This window comes from Streptomyces sp. NPDC058685, from assembly GCF_042714725.1.
GTDB lineage: Bacteria > Actinomycetota > Actinomycetes > Streptomycetales > Streptomycetaceae > Streptomyces.
Genome location: NZ_JBHXSL010000004.1, coordinates 57,497 through 75,559, shown reverse-complemented (window position 1 = coordinate 75,559; position 18,063 = coordinate 57,497). Strand labels below are relative to the sequence as shown.

15 protein-coding genes are annotated in these 18,063 nt (G+C 72.5%); 8 read left to right on the top strand and 7 right to left on the bottom strand.

Going from position 1 to position 18,063, the window contains the following annotated elements; genetic code table 11:
- Positions 1–45 precede the first annotated feature (45 nt).
- Positions 46–2,082: an FAD-dependent oxidoreductase gene (locus tag ACFWU3_RS04870; protein ID WP_384431212.1), complete on the bottom strand. Its 2,037-nt coding sequence runs from the start codon at positions 2,080–2,082 to the stop codon at positions 46–48.
- 177 nt (positions 2,083–2,259) lie between these two features.
- Between ACFWU3_RS04870 and ACFWU3_RS04865 the strand changes: the two genes are divergently transcribed.
- The 5 genes from ACFWU3_RS04865 (at position 2,260) to ACFWU3_RS04845 (ending at position 9,653) form a co-directional block, all read left to right on the top strand.
- Complete coding sequence (locus ACFWU3_RS04865; protein WP_384431209.1) at positions 2,260–3,546, top strand: hypothetical protein; 1,287 nt, start codon at positions 2,260–2,262, stop codon at positions 3,544–3,546.
- 44 nt (positions 3,547–3,590) lie between these two features.
- A complete protein-coding gene (locus ACFWU3_RS04860; RefSeq protein ID WP_384431206.1) occupies positions 3,591–4,373 on the top strand; it encodes a hypothetical protein in 783 nt (260 codons plus the stop codon).
- A gap of 93 nt (positions 4,374–4,466) precedes the next feature.
- Positions 4,467–5,591, top strand: coding sequence for an LLM class flavin-dependent oxidoreductase (locus ACFWU3_RS04855; RefSeq protein ID WP_384431203.1), 1,125 nt, complete (start codon positions 4,467–4,469; stop codon positions 5,589–5,591).
- Complete coding sequence (locus tag ACFWU3_RS04850) at positions 5,588–6,208, top strand: FMN reductase (RefSeq protein ID WP_384431199.1); 621 nt, start codon at positions 5,588–5,590, stop codon at positions 6,206–6,208. Before ACFWU3_RS04855 ends, ACFWU3_RS04850 begins: the two co-directional genes overlap by 4 nt.
- A 217-nt stretch (positions 6,209–6,425) precedes the next feature.
- A complete protein-coding gene (locus ACFWU3_RS04845; protein ID WP_384431196.1) occupies positions 6,426–9,653 on the top strand; it encodes an ATP-binding protein in 3,228 nt (1,075 codons plus the stop codon).
- Positions 9,654–9,767: 114 nt separating this feature from the next.
- On the opposite strand, the gene ACFWU3_RS04840 is transcribed toward ACFWU3_RS04845, so the two are convergent.
- The 5 genes from ACFWU3_RS04840 to ACFWU3_RS04820 form a co-directional block, all read right to left on the bottom strand.
- A complete protein-coding gene (locus ACFWU3_RS04840; protein WP_384431193.1) occupies positions 9,768–10,847 on the bottom strand; it encodes a MerR family transcriptional regulator in 1,080 nt (359 codons plus the stop codon).
- 149 nt (positions 10,848–10,996) lie between these two features.
- Positions 10,997–11,851 (bottom strand): ABC transporter permease, encoded by an 855-nt coding sequence (locus ACFWU3_RS04835; RefSeq protein WP_384431693.1) that lies wholly within the window; start codon positions 11,849–11,851, stop codon positions 10,997–10,999.
- An 8-nt stretch (positions 11,852–11,859) separates the two neighbouring features.
- Positions 11,860–12,831: an ATP-binding cassette domain-containing protein gene (locus tag ACFWU3_RS04830; protein WP_384431190.1), complete on the bottom strand. Its 972-nt coding sequence runs from the start codon at positions 12,829–12,831 to the stop codon at positions 11,860–11,862.
- Positions 12,832–12,927: 96 nt separating this feature from the next.
- Positions 12,928–13,473 carry an NADPH-dependent FMN reductase gene (locus ACFWU3_RS04825; RefSeq protein WP_384431187.1) on the bottom strand — a complete coding sequence of 182 codons (546 nt, stop codon included), beginning with the start codon at positions 13,471–13,473 and terminating at the stop codon, positions 12,928–12,930.
- Positions 13,474–13,587: 114 nt separating this feature from the next.
- Positions 13,588–13,965, bottom strand: a complete 378-nt coding sequence (locus tag ACFWU3_RS04820) for a hypothetical protein (protein WP_384431184.1) — start codon at positions 13,963–13,965, stop codon at positions 13,588–13,590.
- 136 nt (positions 13,966–14,101) lie between these two features.
- On the opposite strand from ACFWU3_RS04820, the gene ACFWU3_RS04815 reads away from it, so the two are divergent.
- Positions 14,102–14,959 (top strand): hypothetical protein, encoded by an 858-nt coding sequence (locus ACFWU3_RS04815; RefSeq protein WP_384431181.1) that lies wholly within the window; start codon positions 14,102–14,104, stop codon positions 14,957–14,959.
- 418 nt (positions 14,960–15,377) lie between these two features.
- Positions 15,378–16,118 (top strand): ATP-grasp domain-containing protein, encoded by a 741-nt coding sequence (locus ACFWU3_RS04810; RefSeq protein WP_384431178.1) that lies wholly within the window; start codon positions 15,378–15,380, stop codon positions 16,116–16,118.
- Here ACFWU3_RS04810 and ACFWU3_RS04805 read toward each other — a convergent pair.
- Complete coding sequence (locus ACFWU3_RS04805) at positions 16,087–16,896, bottom strand: MBL fold metallo-hydrolase (RefSeq protein WP_384431175.1); 810 nt, start codon at positions 16,894–16,896, stop codon at positions 16,087–16,089. The two genes, ACFWU3_RS04810 and ACFWU3_RS04805, sit on opposite strands and share 32 nt — an antisense overlap.
- A 177-nt stretch (positions 16,897–17,073) precedes the next feature.
- On the opposite strand from ACFWU3_RS04805, the gene ACFWU3_RS04800 reads away from it, so the two are divergent.
- A complete protein-coding gene (locus ACFWU3_RS04800; RefSeq protein ID WP_384431172.1) occupies positions 17,074–17,868 on the top strand; it encodes a TetR/AcrR family transcriptional regulator C-terminal domain-containing protein in 795 nt (264 codons plus the stop codon).
- Positions 17,869–18,063: the final 195 nt, after the last annotated feature.

Below are 18,063 nucleotides of genomic sequence, written 5' to 3'. Positions count from 1 at the left end.
AGCGGGCACCGCCCGGGAAGCTGCGCGTGAGCGGGCGACGGGATGTCACAGCGCGGCCGCCAGGCGGGTGCCCTGGTCGATGGCGCGCTTCGCGTCCAGCTCGGCCGCCACGTCGGCGCCGCCGATCAGATGGACCGAGCGGCCGGCCGCGGCCAGTTCGTCGAACAGTCCGCGCTGTGGCTCCTGGCCCGCGCACAGCACCACGGTGTCGACCGGCAGGACGGTGGCCGTACCGTCGACCGTGAGGTGCAGTCCCTCGTCGTCGATGCGCTCGTACGTCGCGCCGGGGGTCATCGTCACCCCGCGGTGCTTGAGCTCCGTGCGGTGGATCCAGCCCGTCGTCTTGCCGAGGCCGGCGCCGACCTTGCCGGTCTTGCGCTGGAGCAGATGCACGGCCCGGGCGGGCGCGGTGCGCTTCGCCTCCGTGAGCCCGCCGCGACCCTCGTACGCGGTGTCGACGCCCCACTGGCGGAAGTACGTCCCGGCGTCCAGGCTCGCTCCCTCACCGTCGTCGGTGAGGAACTCCGCCACGTCGAAGCCGATGCCGCCGGCGCCGATGACCGCGACGCGCTCGCCGACGGGTGCCCCGTCGCGCAGGACGTCGAGGTAGCTGACGACACTCGGATGGTCGACGCCCGGGATCTCGGGGGTCCTCGGCGTCACTCCCGTGGCGACGACGATCTCGTCGTACTCGTCCGCCGCGAAGGTGTCGGCACTGACACGGGCGCCGAGGCGGACCTCCACGCCGTGCGTCTCCAGCTGGTTGCGGAAGTAGCGCAGCGTCTCGTCGAACTCCTCCTTGCCCGGGATCCGCTTGGCGACGTTCAGCTGTCCGCCGATCTCGTCGGCGCCGTCGAAGAGCGTGACGGTGTGCCCGCGTTCGGCGGCCGAGACCGCGCACGCGAGGCCGGCGGGCCCGGCGCCCACGACGGCGACGCGCTTGCGCAGCCGGGTGGGGAAGAGCACCAGCTCGGTCTCGTGGCAGGCACGCGGATTGACCAGGCAGGAGGTGAGCTTCCCGCTGAACGTGTGGTCCAGGCAGGCCTGGTTGCAGCCGATGCAGGTGTTGATCGACTCCGCGCGGCCGGCCTGCGCCTTGGCCACGAACTCGGGGTCGGCGAGGAAGGGCCGCGCCAGCGACACCATGTCCGCGCGGCCCTCGGCGAGCAGCTGCTCGGCGACCTCGGGGGTGTTGATGCGGTTGCTGGTGATGAGCGGCACGGACACGGACCCCATCAGCCGGCTCGTGACCCAGCTGTAGGCGCCGCGCGGCACGGAGGTCGCGATGGTGGGGATACGGGCCTCGTGCCAGCCGATACCGGTGTTGATGATGGTCACGCCGGCCGCCTCGATCTGCTGGGCGAGCGTGACGACCTCCTCCAGCGTGGAGCCGCCGGGGACGAGGTCGAGCATCGAGAGCCGGTAGATCAGGATGAAGTCGGGTCCGACCCGCTCGCGGGTACGACGAACGATCTCCAGCGGCAGCCGGATGCGGTTCTCGTACGAGCCGCCCCAGCGGTCGGTGCGGTGGTTGGTGGCGCTCGCGATGAACTCGTTGATGAAGTAGCCCTCGGAGCCCATGATCTCGACGCCGTCGTAGCCGGCGGACCGCGCGAGCGCGGCGGTCCGCACGAAGTCCTCGATCGTCTCCTCGATCTCCTCGTCGGTGAGGGCGTGCGGCACGAACGGGCTGATGGGGGCCTGGAGCGCGCTGGGGGCGACGAGGTCTGCGTGGTACGCGTACCGGCCGAAGTGCAGGATCTGGAGCGCGATCCGGCCGCCCTCGGCGTGCACCGCGTCGGTGACGGTGCGGTGCTGCGCCGCTTCGGCCTCGGTGGTGAGCTTGGCGCCGCCCTCGTACGGCCGGCCGCGGTCGTTGGGCGCGATGCCGCCGGTGACGATGAGCCCCACGCCGCCGCGGGCGCGGGCCGCGTAGAAGGCGGCCATGCGCTCGAAGCCGTTCTCCGCCTCTTCGAGGCCCACATGCATCGAGCCCATCAGCACGCGGTTGGGGAGCGTGGTGAACCCGAGGTCGAGCGGGCTCAGGAGATGGGGGTACGGGCCGGTGCTGGGCTGGCTCATCGGGGCCTCCACGGGACGGGTCGTGGCTTTCAGTTCTAGCCGCCGGAGCCTTGTTTTGCAACAAGGTGCAAAACCTTGTGGGCACCGTCACGGAGACGTCGGTACGACAACCGGATGATTCACCTATCCGTGTGAAAGTGGTCCCCTCTGCCCTGCCTTCACCCATAACGTGCCGATGTGGCGGGATGGGAGCAGTTGAGTGCACTGGGGATCGTTGCGATTCTCGGCTCGCAGGGGATCGGGGCAGTAGCGGCAGGAGTGACGGACGAGCCGGTTCCGGTCGCGTCCGTCTCCAGGGCCGAGGCCGAACCGGCCACGGGGGATTCCGACCCGGCCGAACCGCGGCCCGGTCCTGCCCCGCCGGATCAGGAGCCGAGGCCGGAGGCGAGCCCGGCGTCCCGAGCGGATGCGGAACCCGATACGGGACCCGAGCCCGGCCCGGTCCGCGAGGCCGACAGCGAGGCCGACGGCGACGGCGAGGGCGGTGCGCCGCCGGGCCGTGAGAGCGAGGACAAGGGGCCGGCCCGGGAGGACGCGGGCGCGGTCCCGGCCGAGCGGGACACGACCCCGGCGCCTCGGGCGCACGACCCGGCCCCGGACGCAGTCGCGGGTGCGGGTGCGGGTGCGGGCGCGGGCGCGGGCGCGAGTGAAGGCGCAGTCGCGGGTGCGGGTGCGGGCGCGAGCGCGAGCGCGGGTTTCGACGCAGGCGCGAGCACGGCTGGTGGCGCACCTACGAGCGCGGCCGCGGGCGACTCCGGTCACGACCGGCCGCGCCCCGCTCCGGCGGCACTCATCGGCCCGGTCCTCCCGGACCACGGCTCCGTCGTCCCCTCCTTCGGCGCCCTCTTCGCCGGCACCGTGAGCGTGACGCCCCTGCTCCCGCACGGCACATGGGCCCTCCATCTGCCCGGTCTCGTGTGTGCCTCGGTCCAGGTGTCGATCGGCGGCCGGCCCGGAGGCGGCGACCTCCTGGTGGACGTGTCGGTCGACGTGGACGTGTCCGTGGACCTCTTCACGCACTGCCCGCCACCGCCACCCGAGCCCTGTCCGCCCGAGCCGCCGCCCACCGAGCCGCCGCCCACCGAGCCGCCGCCGACCGAGCCCCCGAGCCCGCCGCCGCCCAGCAGCCCGCCGCCGGCGCCGGAACCGCCCGCGCCGACCACTCCCGCGCCGCCGCAGCCGCGGCCGACGCCGCCTCCTCCGGCGCCCGAACCCTCACCCGTACCGCCGACTCCGCAGCCGCCCGCGCCGGTCGTTCCCGAGACCGAGCCGGCCGTCGTACCGCCGCCTCCCGCGGCCGGTCCGCCCGCCGCTCCGCCTCAGGCCGTGACCGTACGCAACCACCGGCCGTTGCCCGGTAGGCCGGAGCGCGAGGGGATGCCCCTCGTCGTCCTGGTACTCGTCACCACGACACCGGCTGTGCTCGCCGCGGCCCTGCTGCGGCCGGGGCGCGGCCGCGCCTGAGCGACACCCACCGACCGCACCACCACATCTTTCGGAGTGAGCCCATGTCGGAATGGCTGGTCCTGGCCATCGCGATGGCCGCCGCCTGCGCCGTCGTCCTCATCGCCACCCTCCTTCTCCAGCGCCGGCGGCACGACGCCGAGGAAACGGGCGTGGAGCCCGCCGAGACCCCCGACGTCCTCGAGTACATGACGATGATGGTCGGCGTCGTGTACGCGATCGTGCTGGGCCTCGCCATCGCCGGTGTGTGGGAGGCCCGCAGCGCCGCGCAGGACGACGTACGCCGTGAGGCGCAGGCCCTGTACGAGGTCACCCAGCGCGCCGAGGTCTACCCGCCCGACGTTCAGCGGCAGCTCCACTCGGACATCGACCGGTACGTCGCGCACGTCGTCCACCAGGAGTGGCCGAGGATGATCGACGGCCAGGAGCTGACCGGGCGGGGCGGCGAACTGCTCGACGTGGTGCGCTCGGACATCGCCAGGCGTGTGCCCGTGGGCGAGCTGGAGGCCCAGGCGTACCAGCCGATGCTCGACCAGGTGGCGGTCGCCGACGACGCGCGCAACGCCCGGGAGCAGAACGCCGGCGCGACCCTGCCGGGCGTGGTGTGGTTCGGCCTCATCACCGGTGCCCTGGTGACGGTCGGGCTGATCTTCACCATGCAGATCGGCCGGTCCTACCGCGAGCTGCTGCTCGCCGGTCTGTTCAGCGCGCTGATCGCGTTCCTGCTCTTCCTGGTGTGGGACTTCGACGCGCCGTTCGGTCGCTCGGGCTCGGAGTCCGCCGACGCCTTCCGCCAGCTGTTCCCCGGAGCCGCGGGCCTGGGCTGAGGCACCCCCGGCGACCCGGAATACGGAGGACGGGGCCCCCGTTGTAGGGTTTGGTTCAACATTCAACCAACCGGACCCGAGAGGTGGGCTCACATGCAGTTCGGCATCTTCACCGTCGGCGATGTCACGACCGACCCGACCAACGGCCGTACGCCGAGCGAGCACGAGCGGATCAAGGCCACGGTCGCCATCGCCCTCAAGGCGGAGGAGGTCGGCCTCGACGTCTTCGCCACCGGCGAGCACCACAACCCGCCCTTCGTCCCGTCCTCCCCCACGACCCTCCTCGGGCACATCGCGGCCCGCACCGAGAACCTGATCCTGTCCACCTCGACCACGCTGATCACCACCAACGACCCGGTGAAGATCGCCGAGGACTACGCGTACCTCCAGCACCTCGCGGACGGCCGGGTCGACCTGATGATGGGCCGCGGCAACACCGGGCCGGTCTACCCCTGGTTCGGCAAGGACATCCGCCAGGGCATACCGCTCGCCGTGGAGAACTACGCGCTCCTCCACAGGCTGTGGAGGGAGGACGTGGTCGACTGGGAGGGGAAGTTCCGCACTCCGCTCCAGTCGTTCACGGCCACCCCGCGCCCGCTGGACGGCGTACCGCCGTTCGTCTGGCACGGCTCCATCCGCTCCCCCGAGATCGCCGAACAGGCCGCGTACTACGGCGACGGCTTCTTCCACAACAACATCTTCTGGCCGATGTCCCACACCAAGAAGATGGTCGGCCTCTACCGGCAGCGCTACGCCCACTACGGCCACGGCACGGCCGAGCAGGCCATCGTCGGGCTCGGCGGCCAGGTGTTCATGCGGAAGAACTCGCAGGACGCGGTCAGGGAGTTCCGGCCCTACTTCGACAACGCGCCGGTCTACGGACACGGGCCCTCGCTGGAGGACTTCACCGAGCAGACCCCGCTGACCGTCGGATCGCCGCAGCAGGTCATCGAGCGCACGCTCGGCTTCCGGGACGCGGTCGGTGACTACCAGCGCCAGCTGTTCCTGATGGACCACGCGGGTCTGCCGCTGAAGACGGTCCTCGAACAGCTCGACATCCTCGGCGAGGAGGTCGTCCCGGTGCTGCGCAAGGAGTTCGCCGCGCTGCGGCCGGCCGGTGTGCCGGAGAGCGCCCCGCTGCACCCGGCGGTCGCCGCCGCCCGCAGCGAGGCCGCGACGACGGAGAACACCAACGAGACCGCGAAGGAGGCGGCATGAGCGGGCAGGCGCTGAAACTGGTGGCCGTCTCCGCGGGGCTGAGTGTGCCCTCGTCGACCCGGCTCCTCGCCGACCGCCTCACCGACGCCGTCCGCGCATCCCTCGGTGAGCGGGACGGCGACCGGGAGCTGGAGGTGCGCGTGGTCGAGCTGCGCGAGCTGGCCGTTCCGATCGCCAACCACCTGGTGACGGGCTTCCCTTCGCCCGCCCTCGGCGAGGCACTCGACGCGGTGACGGAGGCGGACGGCCTGATCGTCGTCTCCCCCGTCTTCGCCGCCTCCTACAGCGGACTCTTCAAGTCGTTCTTCGACCTCGTCGAGGTCGGAGCGCTGGCCGGCAAGCCGGTACTGATCGGGGCGACCGGCGGCACGTCGCGCCACTCGCTGGTGCCGGAGCACGCGATGCGTCCGCTCTTCGCCCATCTGCGGGCGCTGGTCGTGCCGACGGCCGTGTACGCGGCCTCGGAGGACTGGGGCGGCACGGGCGACGCGCTCACGGACACGCTGCCCGAGCGGATCGGACGCGCGGGACGGGACCTGGCGGAGTTCATGGCCACGGCGTCGGGAAGGACGGCCGGGCAGAAGACCGAACCGGTGCCGGCGCTGCCGTTCGCCTGAGGACGGCCGGCCCGAGCGGTGCCGTGCCGCCGGGCCGGTCCGGCGGCGGCCCGGGGCGGGGGCTGGGACCGGGGCCGGGAGCGGGCCCCGGGGAGGCGCCGGGGCCGCGGCCGGTCGAGCGCGGACGGGTGAGGCCCGGCACGAGGCCCGCCCGGCCGGGACGACCCGGACGCCGTCGGGCGTGCGGGTTGTCAGTGTCGCCTCCTATGGTTTCGGCATGACCCCTGCTCTCATCGGGCGCGACCACCCCGCAGGCGTCCTCCGGTCGGAGATCGGCCGGGCGACGGACAGCCACGGGGGCCTGGTGCTGGTCACCGGTGAGGCCGGCATCGGCAAGACGTCGCTGGTCACCGATGCCGCCGACGAAGCACGACGGCGGGGCGCCCTGGTGCTGGGCGGTTCCTGCTGGGACTCGGACAGCGCCCCCGGGTACTGGCCATGGGTCCAGGTCATACGCGGTCTGCGGCGCGGCGTCGACGAGGCGGAGTGGGCCGAGGCCGGGAAGGCGGCGGGCGGGCGGCTCGCCGTCCTGCTCGGCGAGGAGCCCGGCGAGGGCGACGGCGGCGAGAGCTTCCAGCTGTACGACGCGGTGACGACCGCCCTGGTCACCGTCTCGCAGAAGCGGCCGCTGGTGGTCGTGCTCGACGATCTGCACTGGGCCGACCCGGCCTCGCTGAGACTGCTCGAATTCGCCGCCCAGCACGCCTGGTTCGAGCGGCTGCTGCTGATCGGCACATATCGCGACGTCGAGGTGGAGACGCCCGACCACCCGCTGCGTCAGCTCATCGCCCCGCTGGCCGCGCGCGCCGCCGCGACCGTGACCCTCACCGGCCTCCGGCGCGACGAGGTGGGCGCGCTCATCGCGCTGACCGCCGGTGTGGAGCCGGAGCCGGACCTCGTCGAGGAGGTCCACCGCCGTACCGGCGGGAACCCCTTCTTCGTCGAGCAGACCGCCCGGATCTGGCACAGCGGCAGCCCGGTCACCACCGTCGCCCCCGGTGTGCGTGAGGCGGTGCGGCGGCGGCTGGCGCTGCTGCCGGAACCGGTGAGCGGGCTGCTGGACACCGCGGCCGTGCTGGGCCGTGAGTTCCACCGCCAGGTGCTCGCGGCGGCCGCCTCCTCGCCCGTCCCGCACGTGGACCGGCTGCTGGACCGCGCGGTCACGGCCCGTCTGGTGAGCGTGCGCAGCGGCGGCCGGTTCGCCTTCGCCCACGACCTCGTCCGCGAGACGCTGTACGAGGCGCTCGACGAGCAGGAGACCCGGGAGCGGCACGCCGACGTCGTACGGGCCCTGGACCGCACCCCCGGACTCAGCGAGAAGGTCTTCCCCGCCGATCTGGCGCGGCACGCCTATCTGGCCGGCGACGAGCTGGAGCGGGAGCGTCGGGTGGATCTGCTGCTCGCGGCGGCGCGCGACGCCTCCAGCCGGCTCTCCGGCGAGGAGGCCGTCGGGCACTACCGACGGGCCCTGGAGGCCGCCGGCGACGACCGGCGCAGGGCCGCCCTGGTCGCCCTCGACCTCGGCGGCGAACTGCGGCACTACGGCGACGACGCCGAGGGCCGGCGCTTCCTCGACCTCGCCGTCGAGCTGGCCCGCGCGGTGGACGATCCCGAGGTGCTGGCCCGCGTCGCCATCACCCTCCACCAGCACGGGGGCGTGCTGGGCCAGGAGCCGGCGGGCGCCGAGCTGCTGCGCGAGGCGCACCGCGCTCTGGCCGGCGGCAGCGGCGAGGAACTGGCCGGCCTGACGCCGGAGCGGATCGCCCAGGACCTCGCCGTGCGGACCACGGCGCTGGCCCGGCGCGGCGAGGACGACGAGGCGCTCGCGTTCTCCCTGTGGGCGCGGCACGACTCGATCTGGGGGCTCGGAACCTCCGAGGAACGCCTCGTGCTCACCGCGGAGATGGGCGAGGTCGCCCGCCGCACGGGCAACCGCGACATGGAGATGCACGCGGCCGCGATGCGCTGGGTGACGCTCCTGGAGCTCGGCGACCCGCGCTATCTGGACCAGTTGCGCACCTTCACCACCCTGGCCGAGCGGGCGGGGCTGCGCCGGTTCGAGCTGGGCGTGGCCATCGACCAGTCCCTCGTCGCGGCGCTGGCCGGGCGGTTCACGGAAGCGGCCGATCTGCTCTCGGCCGCGATCGGGCTCCAGCACGAGCATCCGCCGTTCGCCTTCATGGCCGCCCATATGCACTGGGCGCTGTTCCTGCTCCAGGGCCGGTTCGACGAGGCGGAGGCCGTGGTCGGCACGCTCACCGACCAGGGGCATCCGCATCCACCGCTGCTGGCGGGGCTGACCGCGGTCGAGCAGGGCCGTACGGCGGTGGCGCTGCGGTTCGTGGACGAGATCGCCGCCCGGCCCGAGCCGGTGCCCCGGATCTTCGCACCGCTGTGGATGCGGCTGCGCGCCCACGCGGCGGCGGCCTCCGGCGACCCGGCCCGGATCGACGAGGCCCGGGCCGCGCTCGCGCCGTACGCGGGCCAGTGGGTCGTCTCGCTGTACGGCTGCGACATCAGCGGGCCGGTCGACCTCTGGCTGGGGATGCTCGACGCGGCGCGTGGGCGCCGGGAGGAGGCGGTGGCCGCGCTGACCGCCGCGTACCTCTCGGCGGACCGGCTGCGGGCGAGACCCTGGTCGGTGCGGGCGCGGGCGGCGCTGCTGGATCTGCTGGGCCCGGGCGGTGACATGGCGGAGCTCGCCGCGTCGACCCGTCGCGAGGCCGAGGAGCTGGGCCTCACCCATGTGCTGGACGGGCTCCCGCCGCGCGCGGCCGCGCCCACCGATGGCGCGGACGAACCGACCGCGTACGGCCGGGCGGCCGACGCCTACGCCGGAGTGAGCGCGGGGTCCGTCTCCCCCGGACTCGCCGCCCGGGCCCTCCAGCCCCACGCCGCCCGGCAGCGCTTCCGCCGCGACGGAGCCGTGTGGGCCCTCGACTTCGCCGGCCGTGGTGTCCATGTCCCCGACGCCAAGGGGCTGCGCGATCTGCACACCCTGATGACGCATGCGGGCGACGACCTGTCCGCCGTGGTCCTGCTCGACCCCGAGGGCGGTGACGCGGTGGTCGCCGCCCGCCGCTTCGGCGGGGACCCGGTGCTCGACGAGGAGGCCAGGATCCGTTACCGGAGACGGCTGGAGCGCCTCGACGAGGAGATCGACCGGGCGGCGGAGCTGGGCGACGACCGCAGGGCCGAGGAGTTCGGCCGCGAACGGGCCGCGCTGCTGGACGAGTTGCGCAGGGCGGCGGGTCTGGGCGGCCGGACCCGACGCCTGGGGGACGAGGCGGAACGCGCCCGCAAGACGGTCACGGCCCGCATCCGCGACACCCTCCGCAAACTGGACGCCCTCCACCCCGAACTGGCCGCGCACCTGCGGGAGTCGGTCACGACGGGTTCGTACTGCTCCTACCGCCCGGGGCGTCCCGTCGACTGGCTGCTCTGAGGCCCGGGGGACCGGCGCGGGCCGCGCGGGCGAGGCGGTGCCCGCCCGCCTCACCCTCCAGGCACCGGGCTCGCATCCGATGCAGGGTCAGGTGCGGCGTGGGATCCGCCGGCGTCACAGCGGCACCACATCGGCGACCACACAGGCGATGTTGTCCGGGCCCCCCGCACGTCGGGCGCGGGCGATCAGTTCGCCGACCGCGCCGTCCGGGGACGCGACGGTGGCGAGTGTGTGCCGTACGTCCTCGTCGGCCACCACCGTGAACAGGCCGTCCGAGCACAGCAGATACCGGTCGCCGGGCCGCGCCTCGTGCAGCCGCAGATCCGCCCGGCCGGACTCCTCGCCGCCGTCGAGTGCCCTCAGCAGCATCGCCCGCCCGGGATGTGTCACCGCCTCCTCGGAAGTGAGACTGCCGTTGTCGATCATCGACTGCACCACCGTGTGGTCGTGCGTGATCCGGAAGAACTCCCCGTCCCGCAGCAGACAGGCCCGGGTGTCGCCGATGTGCACGAGCGCGAGCCGCGAGCCCGTCCACACCATCGCGGTGAGGGTCGTGCCGGAGCCGTCGAAGCCGCTCACGGCGGAGTTGGCCCGCTCGACGGCGTCCTCCAGAGCATTGAGCAGATCGCCGATGCGCGCCGAACCGGCCGCCCCGGCGTCGTCCAGGTCCTTGAGCGCGTCGATCGCCGCCGCTCCGGCGGGTGCACCCTGACCGCCGAACCCGTCGGCGACGGCGAGCAGATGGGGACCCGCGTAGGCGGAGTCCTGGTCGGTCTCGCGGACGAGGCCCCGGTCCGTGCGCGCGGCATAGCGGATTTCCAGGGGTGCGGTGAGCTGAGACATGGTGCCGGTGTCCTTCCCTGACAGCTGGTCGGCGAGGAAGGCCGCCAGATCGCGGCGGGCGGCGGTCTCCGCCTCCACCCCGGCCCAGTAGGCCCGGATGTCGCGGGCCGCCGCGGCCGGATCGGACGCGTACAGGTCGCAGACGGCGCGGACACGCGCCAGCGGCATCCCGATCCGCCGCAGCCATGCGACCAGCCGGGCCCGCTCCACCTGCGCCTCGTCGTAGTACCGGTAGCCGGTGAACGTGTCGACGTGGGCCGGCGGCAGCAGCTCCAGCTCGTCGTAACGGCGCAGCGCCTTCGCGGACAGCCTGGATGCGCGGGCGAACGCGCCGATCGTCAGCAGGCCCATGCGTACCTCCTCGCGCCGGGCGCCTCGCCCGGCCCCGCCGATGCTGGTGCTTCCCCCCGGGTGAAGGTCAACGGCGGCCCTCTGCAGCCGCACACAGCGCGGCGGGCGCCCCCGGTGACCCGGGAACGCCCGCCGCACGGTGCAGCCCGCTACTTGCGGTTGTAGAGCCGCATCGTCACAGAGCCGAAGACCACCACGAACAGCGCGGCCCAGCCCAGCGACCAGGCGATGTCCGCCGCCGGCCAGTTGCCCGCCATCAACTCCCGTACGGCGGTCGCCACATGGGTCACCGGGCTGTTGTTCACGAACGCCTGGAGCCAGCCCGGCATCGTCTTCGGGTCGACGAAGACATTGCTCAGGAACGTCAGCGGGAAGATCACCATCATGCTGACGCCCATGACCGACTTCTCGGTCCGCAGCAGCAGCCCGAACATCGTCCAGATCCAGGAGAAGGCGAACGAGAAGACCATCAGCAGGGCCACGCCCATGAGGATGCCCATCACCCCGCCGTCGGCGCGGTAGCCGATGATCATGCCGACGGTCAGCATCACCACGGAGGCGAGGAAGTAGCGCACGACGTCACCGAGCAGATAGCCCACCATCGGGGCCGGCCGCCAGATCGGCAGCGTGCGGAACCGGTCGAAGACGCCCTTGGTGATGTCGGTGTTGACCGCGACGCCCGTGTACATCGTGATCATCACGACGCTCATCGTCAGGATGCCCGGCAGCAGGAACTGGATGTACTGCGAGGCCGAGCCGGCCAGCGCCCCTCCGAAGAGGTACGTGTACATCAGCACCATCATGATCGGGAACGCCGTCACATCGAACAGCTGCTCCGGCACGTGCTTGATCTTCAGCATCGCCCGCCAGCCGAACGTCAGCGACGCGGAGAGCGCGCTCGGCCTCGGTGGGCGCTCCTTGCCCACCAGCAGCGCTGCCAGATCCTCGGCCTTCGGTGCTTCGAGTGCCAGGTCCTCGGCGTCCTTCACGGACTTCGTCGTCATCGCGGTGCTCATGCCGCCGCCCCCTTCTTGTCGGTCAGGGCGAGGAAGACCTCGTCCAGGCTGGGCTGTCCCAGCGCGAAGTTGTCCACGGTGATCCCGGTGCGGGCCAGCTCCGCCAGCGCCCGCGCGGCCTGCTCGGCGGCGCCCTGCTGGGTGCCGTGCCCGTTCACCCGGGCGGTGAGCGCGAGCGGATCGGCGTCCAGCAGGACCTCCGCCCCCAGCGCCGCCGCCAGCACCCGCTCGGCATCCGGCCGCTGCTCCGCGTCCCGCAGCCGCAGATGGACCGCGCCCGAGCCGACCGATGCCTTGAGCTCGCCCTTCGTGCCCTCCGCGATCACCTTGCCGTGGTCGATCACGGCGATACGGGAGGCCAGATGGTCCGCCTCGTCCAGATACTGCGTGGTCAGCAGCACCGTCGTGCCCTGGGCGACCACCGCACGCACGATGTCCCACACCTGGTTGCGGCTGCGCGGGTCGAGACCGGTGGTCGGCTCGTCGAGGAACAGCAGGTCCGGGGTGTTCAGGATGGAGGCGGCGATGTCGATACGGCGCCGCATACCGCCCGAGTAGTTCTTCACCTGCTTGTCGGCCGCCTCGGACAGACCGAAGGCGTCGAGCAGCTGGCCGGCGCGCTCCTTCGCGGCCGGCTTGGCGTGACCCAGCAGCCGTGCCAGCAGCACGAGATTCTCGGTACCGGTGAGGTCCTCGTCGACCGAGGCGTACTGCCCGGTGAGACTGACCCTGCTGCGCACGGCGTCCGCGTCCTTCTGCACGTCCTTGCCGAAGACGCGGGCCTCGCCGCCGTCCGGCCGCAGCAGGGTGGCCAGCATTTTCACCGTCGTCGTCTTGCCGGCGCCGTTCGGCCCGAGTACGCCGTAGACGGTGCCGGCCGGCACGGACAGATCGACCCCGTCCACCGCCCGGTTCTCACCGAAGACCTTCACCAGGCCCGCGGTCTCGATTGCCAGTTCTGTGCTCATCGTCGTTCCTTCGCATGGTCGGCGGTGGGTCGGGTGAGGTCGTCGGAAGTCCAGGAGGTTGACCGGAGCGGCCACCGGAAGTCATCGGTGGCGGCACTAGGAGACGTAGGGCCGGGCGGCACGCGCCTCGCGCAGCGCGAGCCCCCACCACCCCAGCTGGTCCAGCATCAGCGCGGCCGCACGGTCGCGGTCCTCGCCCGCGTCGTCGAGCAGGTTGATGCTCACGCCGTTGCGCAGGGTCACGGTGTGCAGTTCGGTGAAGACCGAGCGCAACTGCTCCACGGCGTACAGACCGCGGGACCCGTGGCCGTAGCTGACGAACGCGACCGGCTTGGTCCGCCACTCGTCGTACGCGTAGTCGATGGCCTGCTTGAGGGAGGCGGGGAAGGACCGGTTGTACTCGGGGGTGACGACCACGAAGGCGTCGGCGCGGCCGATCTCCGAGACGAAGTCCCGCATCCGAGCCGTCGCACGGTCCGGGTAGTGGGCCGGGAAGTCGAACTCGATCAGATCGACGACGCAGAGCTCCACATCCGCCCGCTCGGCGGCACGCTCCGTGAACCAGCGTCCGACCTTCTCGCCGACGCGGCCCTCACGGGTGCTGCCGATGATGACCGCGACGCGCAGCGGTGTCTCCTGCACGGTGCGCCTCCCTCCTGCGGTTGCTCCTCACCCAGCAGGCGCGAGACGGCGGCGCGCGGCCGCCAGATGCGATCCGGCGGCCGCGCGAGGAGGTAGAAGTCGCAGGTCGGAGAGCTAGTCCTCCCTCATGTAGAACACATAGAACGCGACGGCGAACATCACGGCGGCGAAGATGAGCCCCATCCCCGCAGCCCGCAGGACGCTGGTCCCCGTCAGGCTGTGCAGGAAGCCGATGGACATGCCGCACACCACCGCATAGGCGCCCGCGCGGACCTCGCGCGGCAGGGCGTTCTGGATGTGGCCGAGACCGTAGGCGACCGCCGTGAAGATCAATCCGGCGACCACCCCGTAGAGAACGTCCCACCAGCTGACGGCCTCACCGGTGCGACGGAGGAACCCCGCGTAGAAACCGAAGAGCGTGCCCAGCCCCACGGGCATGGCCCAGCTGAGAGATCCGTGGTGCCGTACGGGCATCGTTGCGTGAGCAGCCATGACGGAGAGCTCCTTCCCTCGTCCTCACTTCAGAGCACACCCGCGCCGCCCCGCGGGCAAGTCGGAGCGACCGGCCATCAGCCCGGTCGGCGGCCCACGGCTCGCGCGCCCGGCGGGGCCCGCGTTCCCTGGAGGAGTGCGGAGCGTTCTGACGGCGGTGCTCATCGTGCTCGTGGCTCTTCTGACGCCGCTGAGCGCGCTGGCCGTGTGGGCGGACCGCGAGATCGGCGACACCGACAGCTACGTCACGGCGATGGAGCCGCTCGCGGCCGACCCCGCCGTGCAGAACGCGGTGGCGGACCGCATCACCGCGGAGGTCATGAAGAAGATCGACGCGGGGCCGCTCCAGCAGGGTGTGGAGAACCTGGTGCACGAGGCGGTGATCTCGTTCGCCGGGACCGACGCGTACCGGATCGCCTGGAACACGGTGAACCGCGCGGCCCACACCGCGGTCGAACAGGCGCTGACGAGCGACGACGTGGACACCGCGAGCATCGACCTGGCGCCGGTGATCGAGCAGGTGAAGCGGCAGCTGAACGACGAGGGGGTGCCGTTCGCCGACCAGGTGCCGGCGGGGAACACGAGGATCACGATCCTGGAGGCGGACAAACTCGGGGCCGCACGCGAGATCTTCGCGGACCTCCAGTTCTGGGGCGTACGGCTCCCGGTGGTCACCCTGCTCCTCGCGGCGGCGGCGGTCGTCCTCGCCCAGCGCCGCCTGAACGCCGTCGCGCTCCTGGGCGCGGCCCTGGTGATCGGCGGCGCACTCCTGCGCCTGGCCCTGACCATCGGCCGCGGCCTGGCCCTCGACGACCTCCCGCCGGACGTGGACCGCCCGGCGGCGGAGGCGGTGTTCGAAGCACTGACGGCGACACTGCGGGTGACGTCGTGGTGGCTCCTGGGGGCGGGGGCGCTCCTTGCCCTGGCCTTCGGCGCGTGGTCCTGGCACGCGCGGTCGGGCAGTCACGCGGAGCCTGCGCCCCACGCCCACTAGCCGCGCCGGGGCTGTCGGGCTGCGCCCCACACTCCCTCACCTGCGGCAGCTTCGCACCGCATCCCATCCGCCGCCCGAACGGGCTCGGGTTCGCTTCCGGGTGGGCATCAACGGGTCGCGTCCTCGACCGCTCGGGAGGGGGCGTGCAGGGTCGTCCCCGCAGGGGATCGGCGGCAACACCCGGGTGCTCAAGACAACGCAGCTGTACGCCGCCGACCCCGAGGAGCCGAGCCCGGAGGGCCCCCGGACCCGCCGCCGCACAAGGGCCCGAGGCTCAAGCACCCAGGCCCCGCCCCAGGAAACCCGACGCCGCACAACGACGCCAAGGCCCAAGCACCCGGCCCGCCCCGCCCCAGGGACCCGCACCGCACAAGTACCCGCACCCCGTACCCCAACCGCCCCCCGCTACCGTCCCCCCATGCCCCTCCTCCTCGCCCCCCACCCCCTCACCAGCACCGCCACCCTCCTCACCCACGCCGCCCGCCACCGCGGCATCGATGTCGTCGCCTCCACCCAGGGGCACCAAGAGCGCGACGTCCACTGGTACGGCGGCCCCCTCGCCGCCGACCGGATCGTCCGTCCCCTCCGCGTCGGGCTTCTCGAGCCGCCCGACGACTGGCTCACCACCCTCGGCCCCGAACTCACCCACCGCCGCATCGAGTTGACCACCCTCGACCACGCCCGCCGGCTCGACGGACCCCTCTTCGTCAAGCCGCCGTCCGACAAGTCCGTGCCCGCCGCGGTGTACGCCACCGGGCGCGACCTCCCGCTCGGCGGGGAGCGCATCGGGCCGCAGACACCCGTACTCGTCAGCGACGTCGTCGAGTTCGCCGCCGAGTACCGGCTCTTCGTCCTCGACGGCCAGGTCCTCACCGGCAGCCGCTACGCCGTCTTCGGCCGCCTCGACTCCGCCCCGCTCACCCCGGATGCCGAACGCTTCGGCCAGGAGGTGCTGGACGCCTGTGCCCCCACCCTCCCGAGCGCCGTCGTCCTCGACGTCGGACAGCTGGTCGGCGGCCGGTGGGCCGTCGTCGAGGCCAACATGGCCTGGTTCGCGCAGAGCTACGCCGCCGACCCCGACCTCGTCCTCGACGTCGTCCTGCGGTCGTCCGGCCCGCGTCGGCTCGTCACCGCAAGGGACGCACCCTTTCTGAGGTGAGCTGGGAGAACTCGTACGCGTCGTGCGAGGAGAAGATTCTGATCACCCGCGGGTCCACCCTCCGCAGCGCCCGCAGCCGGTCCAGCTGGGTCATGCGCTGGTCGTGGTTGTCGGCCATCAGACGCTGGTGGAGCGCCAGGGAGCGCGGGCAGCGCGGCCGGCGGAGGTCCATCTCGCCGTGGAAGAAGTACGCGTCGCCGGCGTGCAGCAGCCACCTCTCCGGCTGCTGCACCGCCACCGCGCAGTGCCCGCGGCTGTGCCCGGGCATCGGGATCATCAGGACGTCGGGCGAGCGCACCACCGGGCTCGCGGCGAATCCGTGCCAGGTGGAGTCGGCGGTGTCGTGGATGATCCAGCGCGGCCCGTGGCCCCACTGCGCGGTGACGTAACGGGACGTGTCCAGGCGGGAGTCGCGCCGCATCGCCGCCCGGTACTCGTCGGCCATCACATGCACCCGCGCGTCGGGGAAGTCCGCGAGGCCGCCCGCGTGGTCGAGGTCGAGATGCGTGAGCACGATGTCCTGGACGTCACGCGGGTCGTACCCGAGCTCACGGATCTGGTGGACCGCGGTGAAGGCCGGTTCGAGACGGGGGCGGGCGGTCCGCCGGAAGACCGCGCCGAGCCGGCGCGGGTTGGCGATGTCGCCGGTGCCGAAGCCGGTGTCGACGAGGAGCAGTCCGCTGCCGGTGACCACGAGCAGGCAGTGGGCGACCAGCGGGGAGCCGCCGAGGGGGTGCATCGGGGCGCAGTCGAGGTGGTGGACGGTGGGCCAGGACATGCGTGCCTCCGGCGACGCGGCGAGAACAGAGCGAGGCGCAACAAAGACGGCGCACTGCTTCCGCGACCCCAGGGCCGCAGGAATACTGGCACCGCCACTTACACCGTAAGTCGGCACCGAGAGAAGCACCTACGCTGTAAACCGTCAAGGATGTGGGCGAAACCGGGGAGCGGCCGGATGTGTGCCGAAGCGTCAGGTCAACAGCTGCGCGAGGGTGAGGCGTCGGCTTCGCCTGCCACCGTCCCCACGGGCTCGCCCGGCACGGTGCCCGCCATCTCGCAGGACAGTCCGCAGGACACCCCGCAAGCCACCGCCCGTGGTGCCGCGCGCGAGCCGCTGTCCCGTGAGCGGATCATCGAGTCCGCTCTGCGGATCATCGACGACGAGGGCGTCGAAGCGCTGTCGATGCGCCGTATCGCCGCCGCACTCGGCGTCCAGGCGATGTCGCTCTACAACCACGTCGGGGGCAAGGCCGACGTACTCGACGGCGTCACCGAGTTCATCACCACGGACATGCACATCACCAGGCACTCGCGCGACAGCTGGGAGGACGGCATCCGCTCGGTCGCGCACGCCTTCCGGCGCGCCTCCCTGCGGCACCCGCGCGCCGGTGAACTGGTCCTCACCCGCCAGTTGAACTCACCCGGCGTGCTGCCCACCATCGACTGTTCGCTCAAGGTGCTCCTGGAGCACGGCTTCGAGGAGGCGAACGCCGTGCACGCGCTGCGGCTGCTCGTCGCCTTCCAGGTCGGCTCGCTGATGCGGGAGTTCCACTCACCGGCGTTCCGGGGTGAGGACGAGTCGGCGGTACGCGAGCGCGAGGAGACGCTCGCCGGCTCGGGCTTCGCGGCGGTGGCGAAGCTCGCGCCGAAACTCGCGGTGATCGACCACGACGCCGAGTTCACGTTCGGCCTGGAACGCCTCATCGACGCCCTGCGCCCGTACGCCCCGGGAAGACCGGCCGACGCCTGATCCGCGGCCGCGGCAACCAGGCGCGCACCGGTCCCATCCGACCGCCCGCGCCCCCTCCCCCGAACCACCGCCGCGACACCCGCAACAAACTCGCCCGGACCGGCGTCCTCACAGTGGGGCGACCCGTACGTCGGCACACGTCGGCATACGCAGACAGCGTCGGCACACGTCGGTACACATCGACACCCGTCGGCA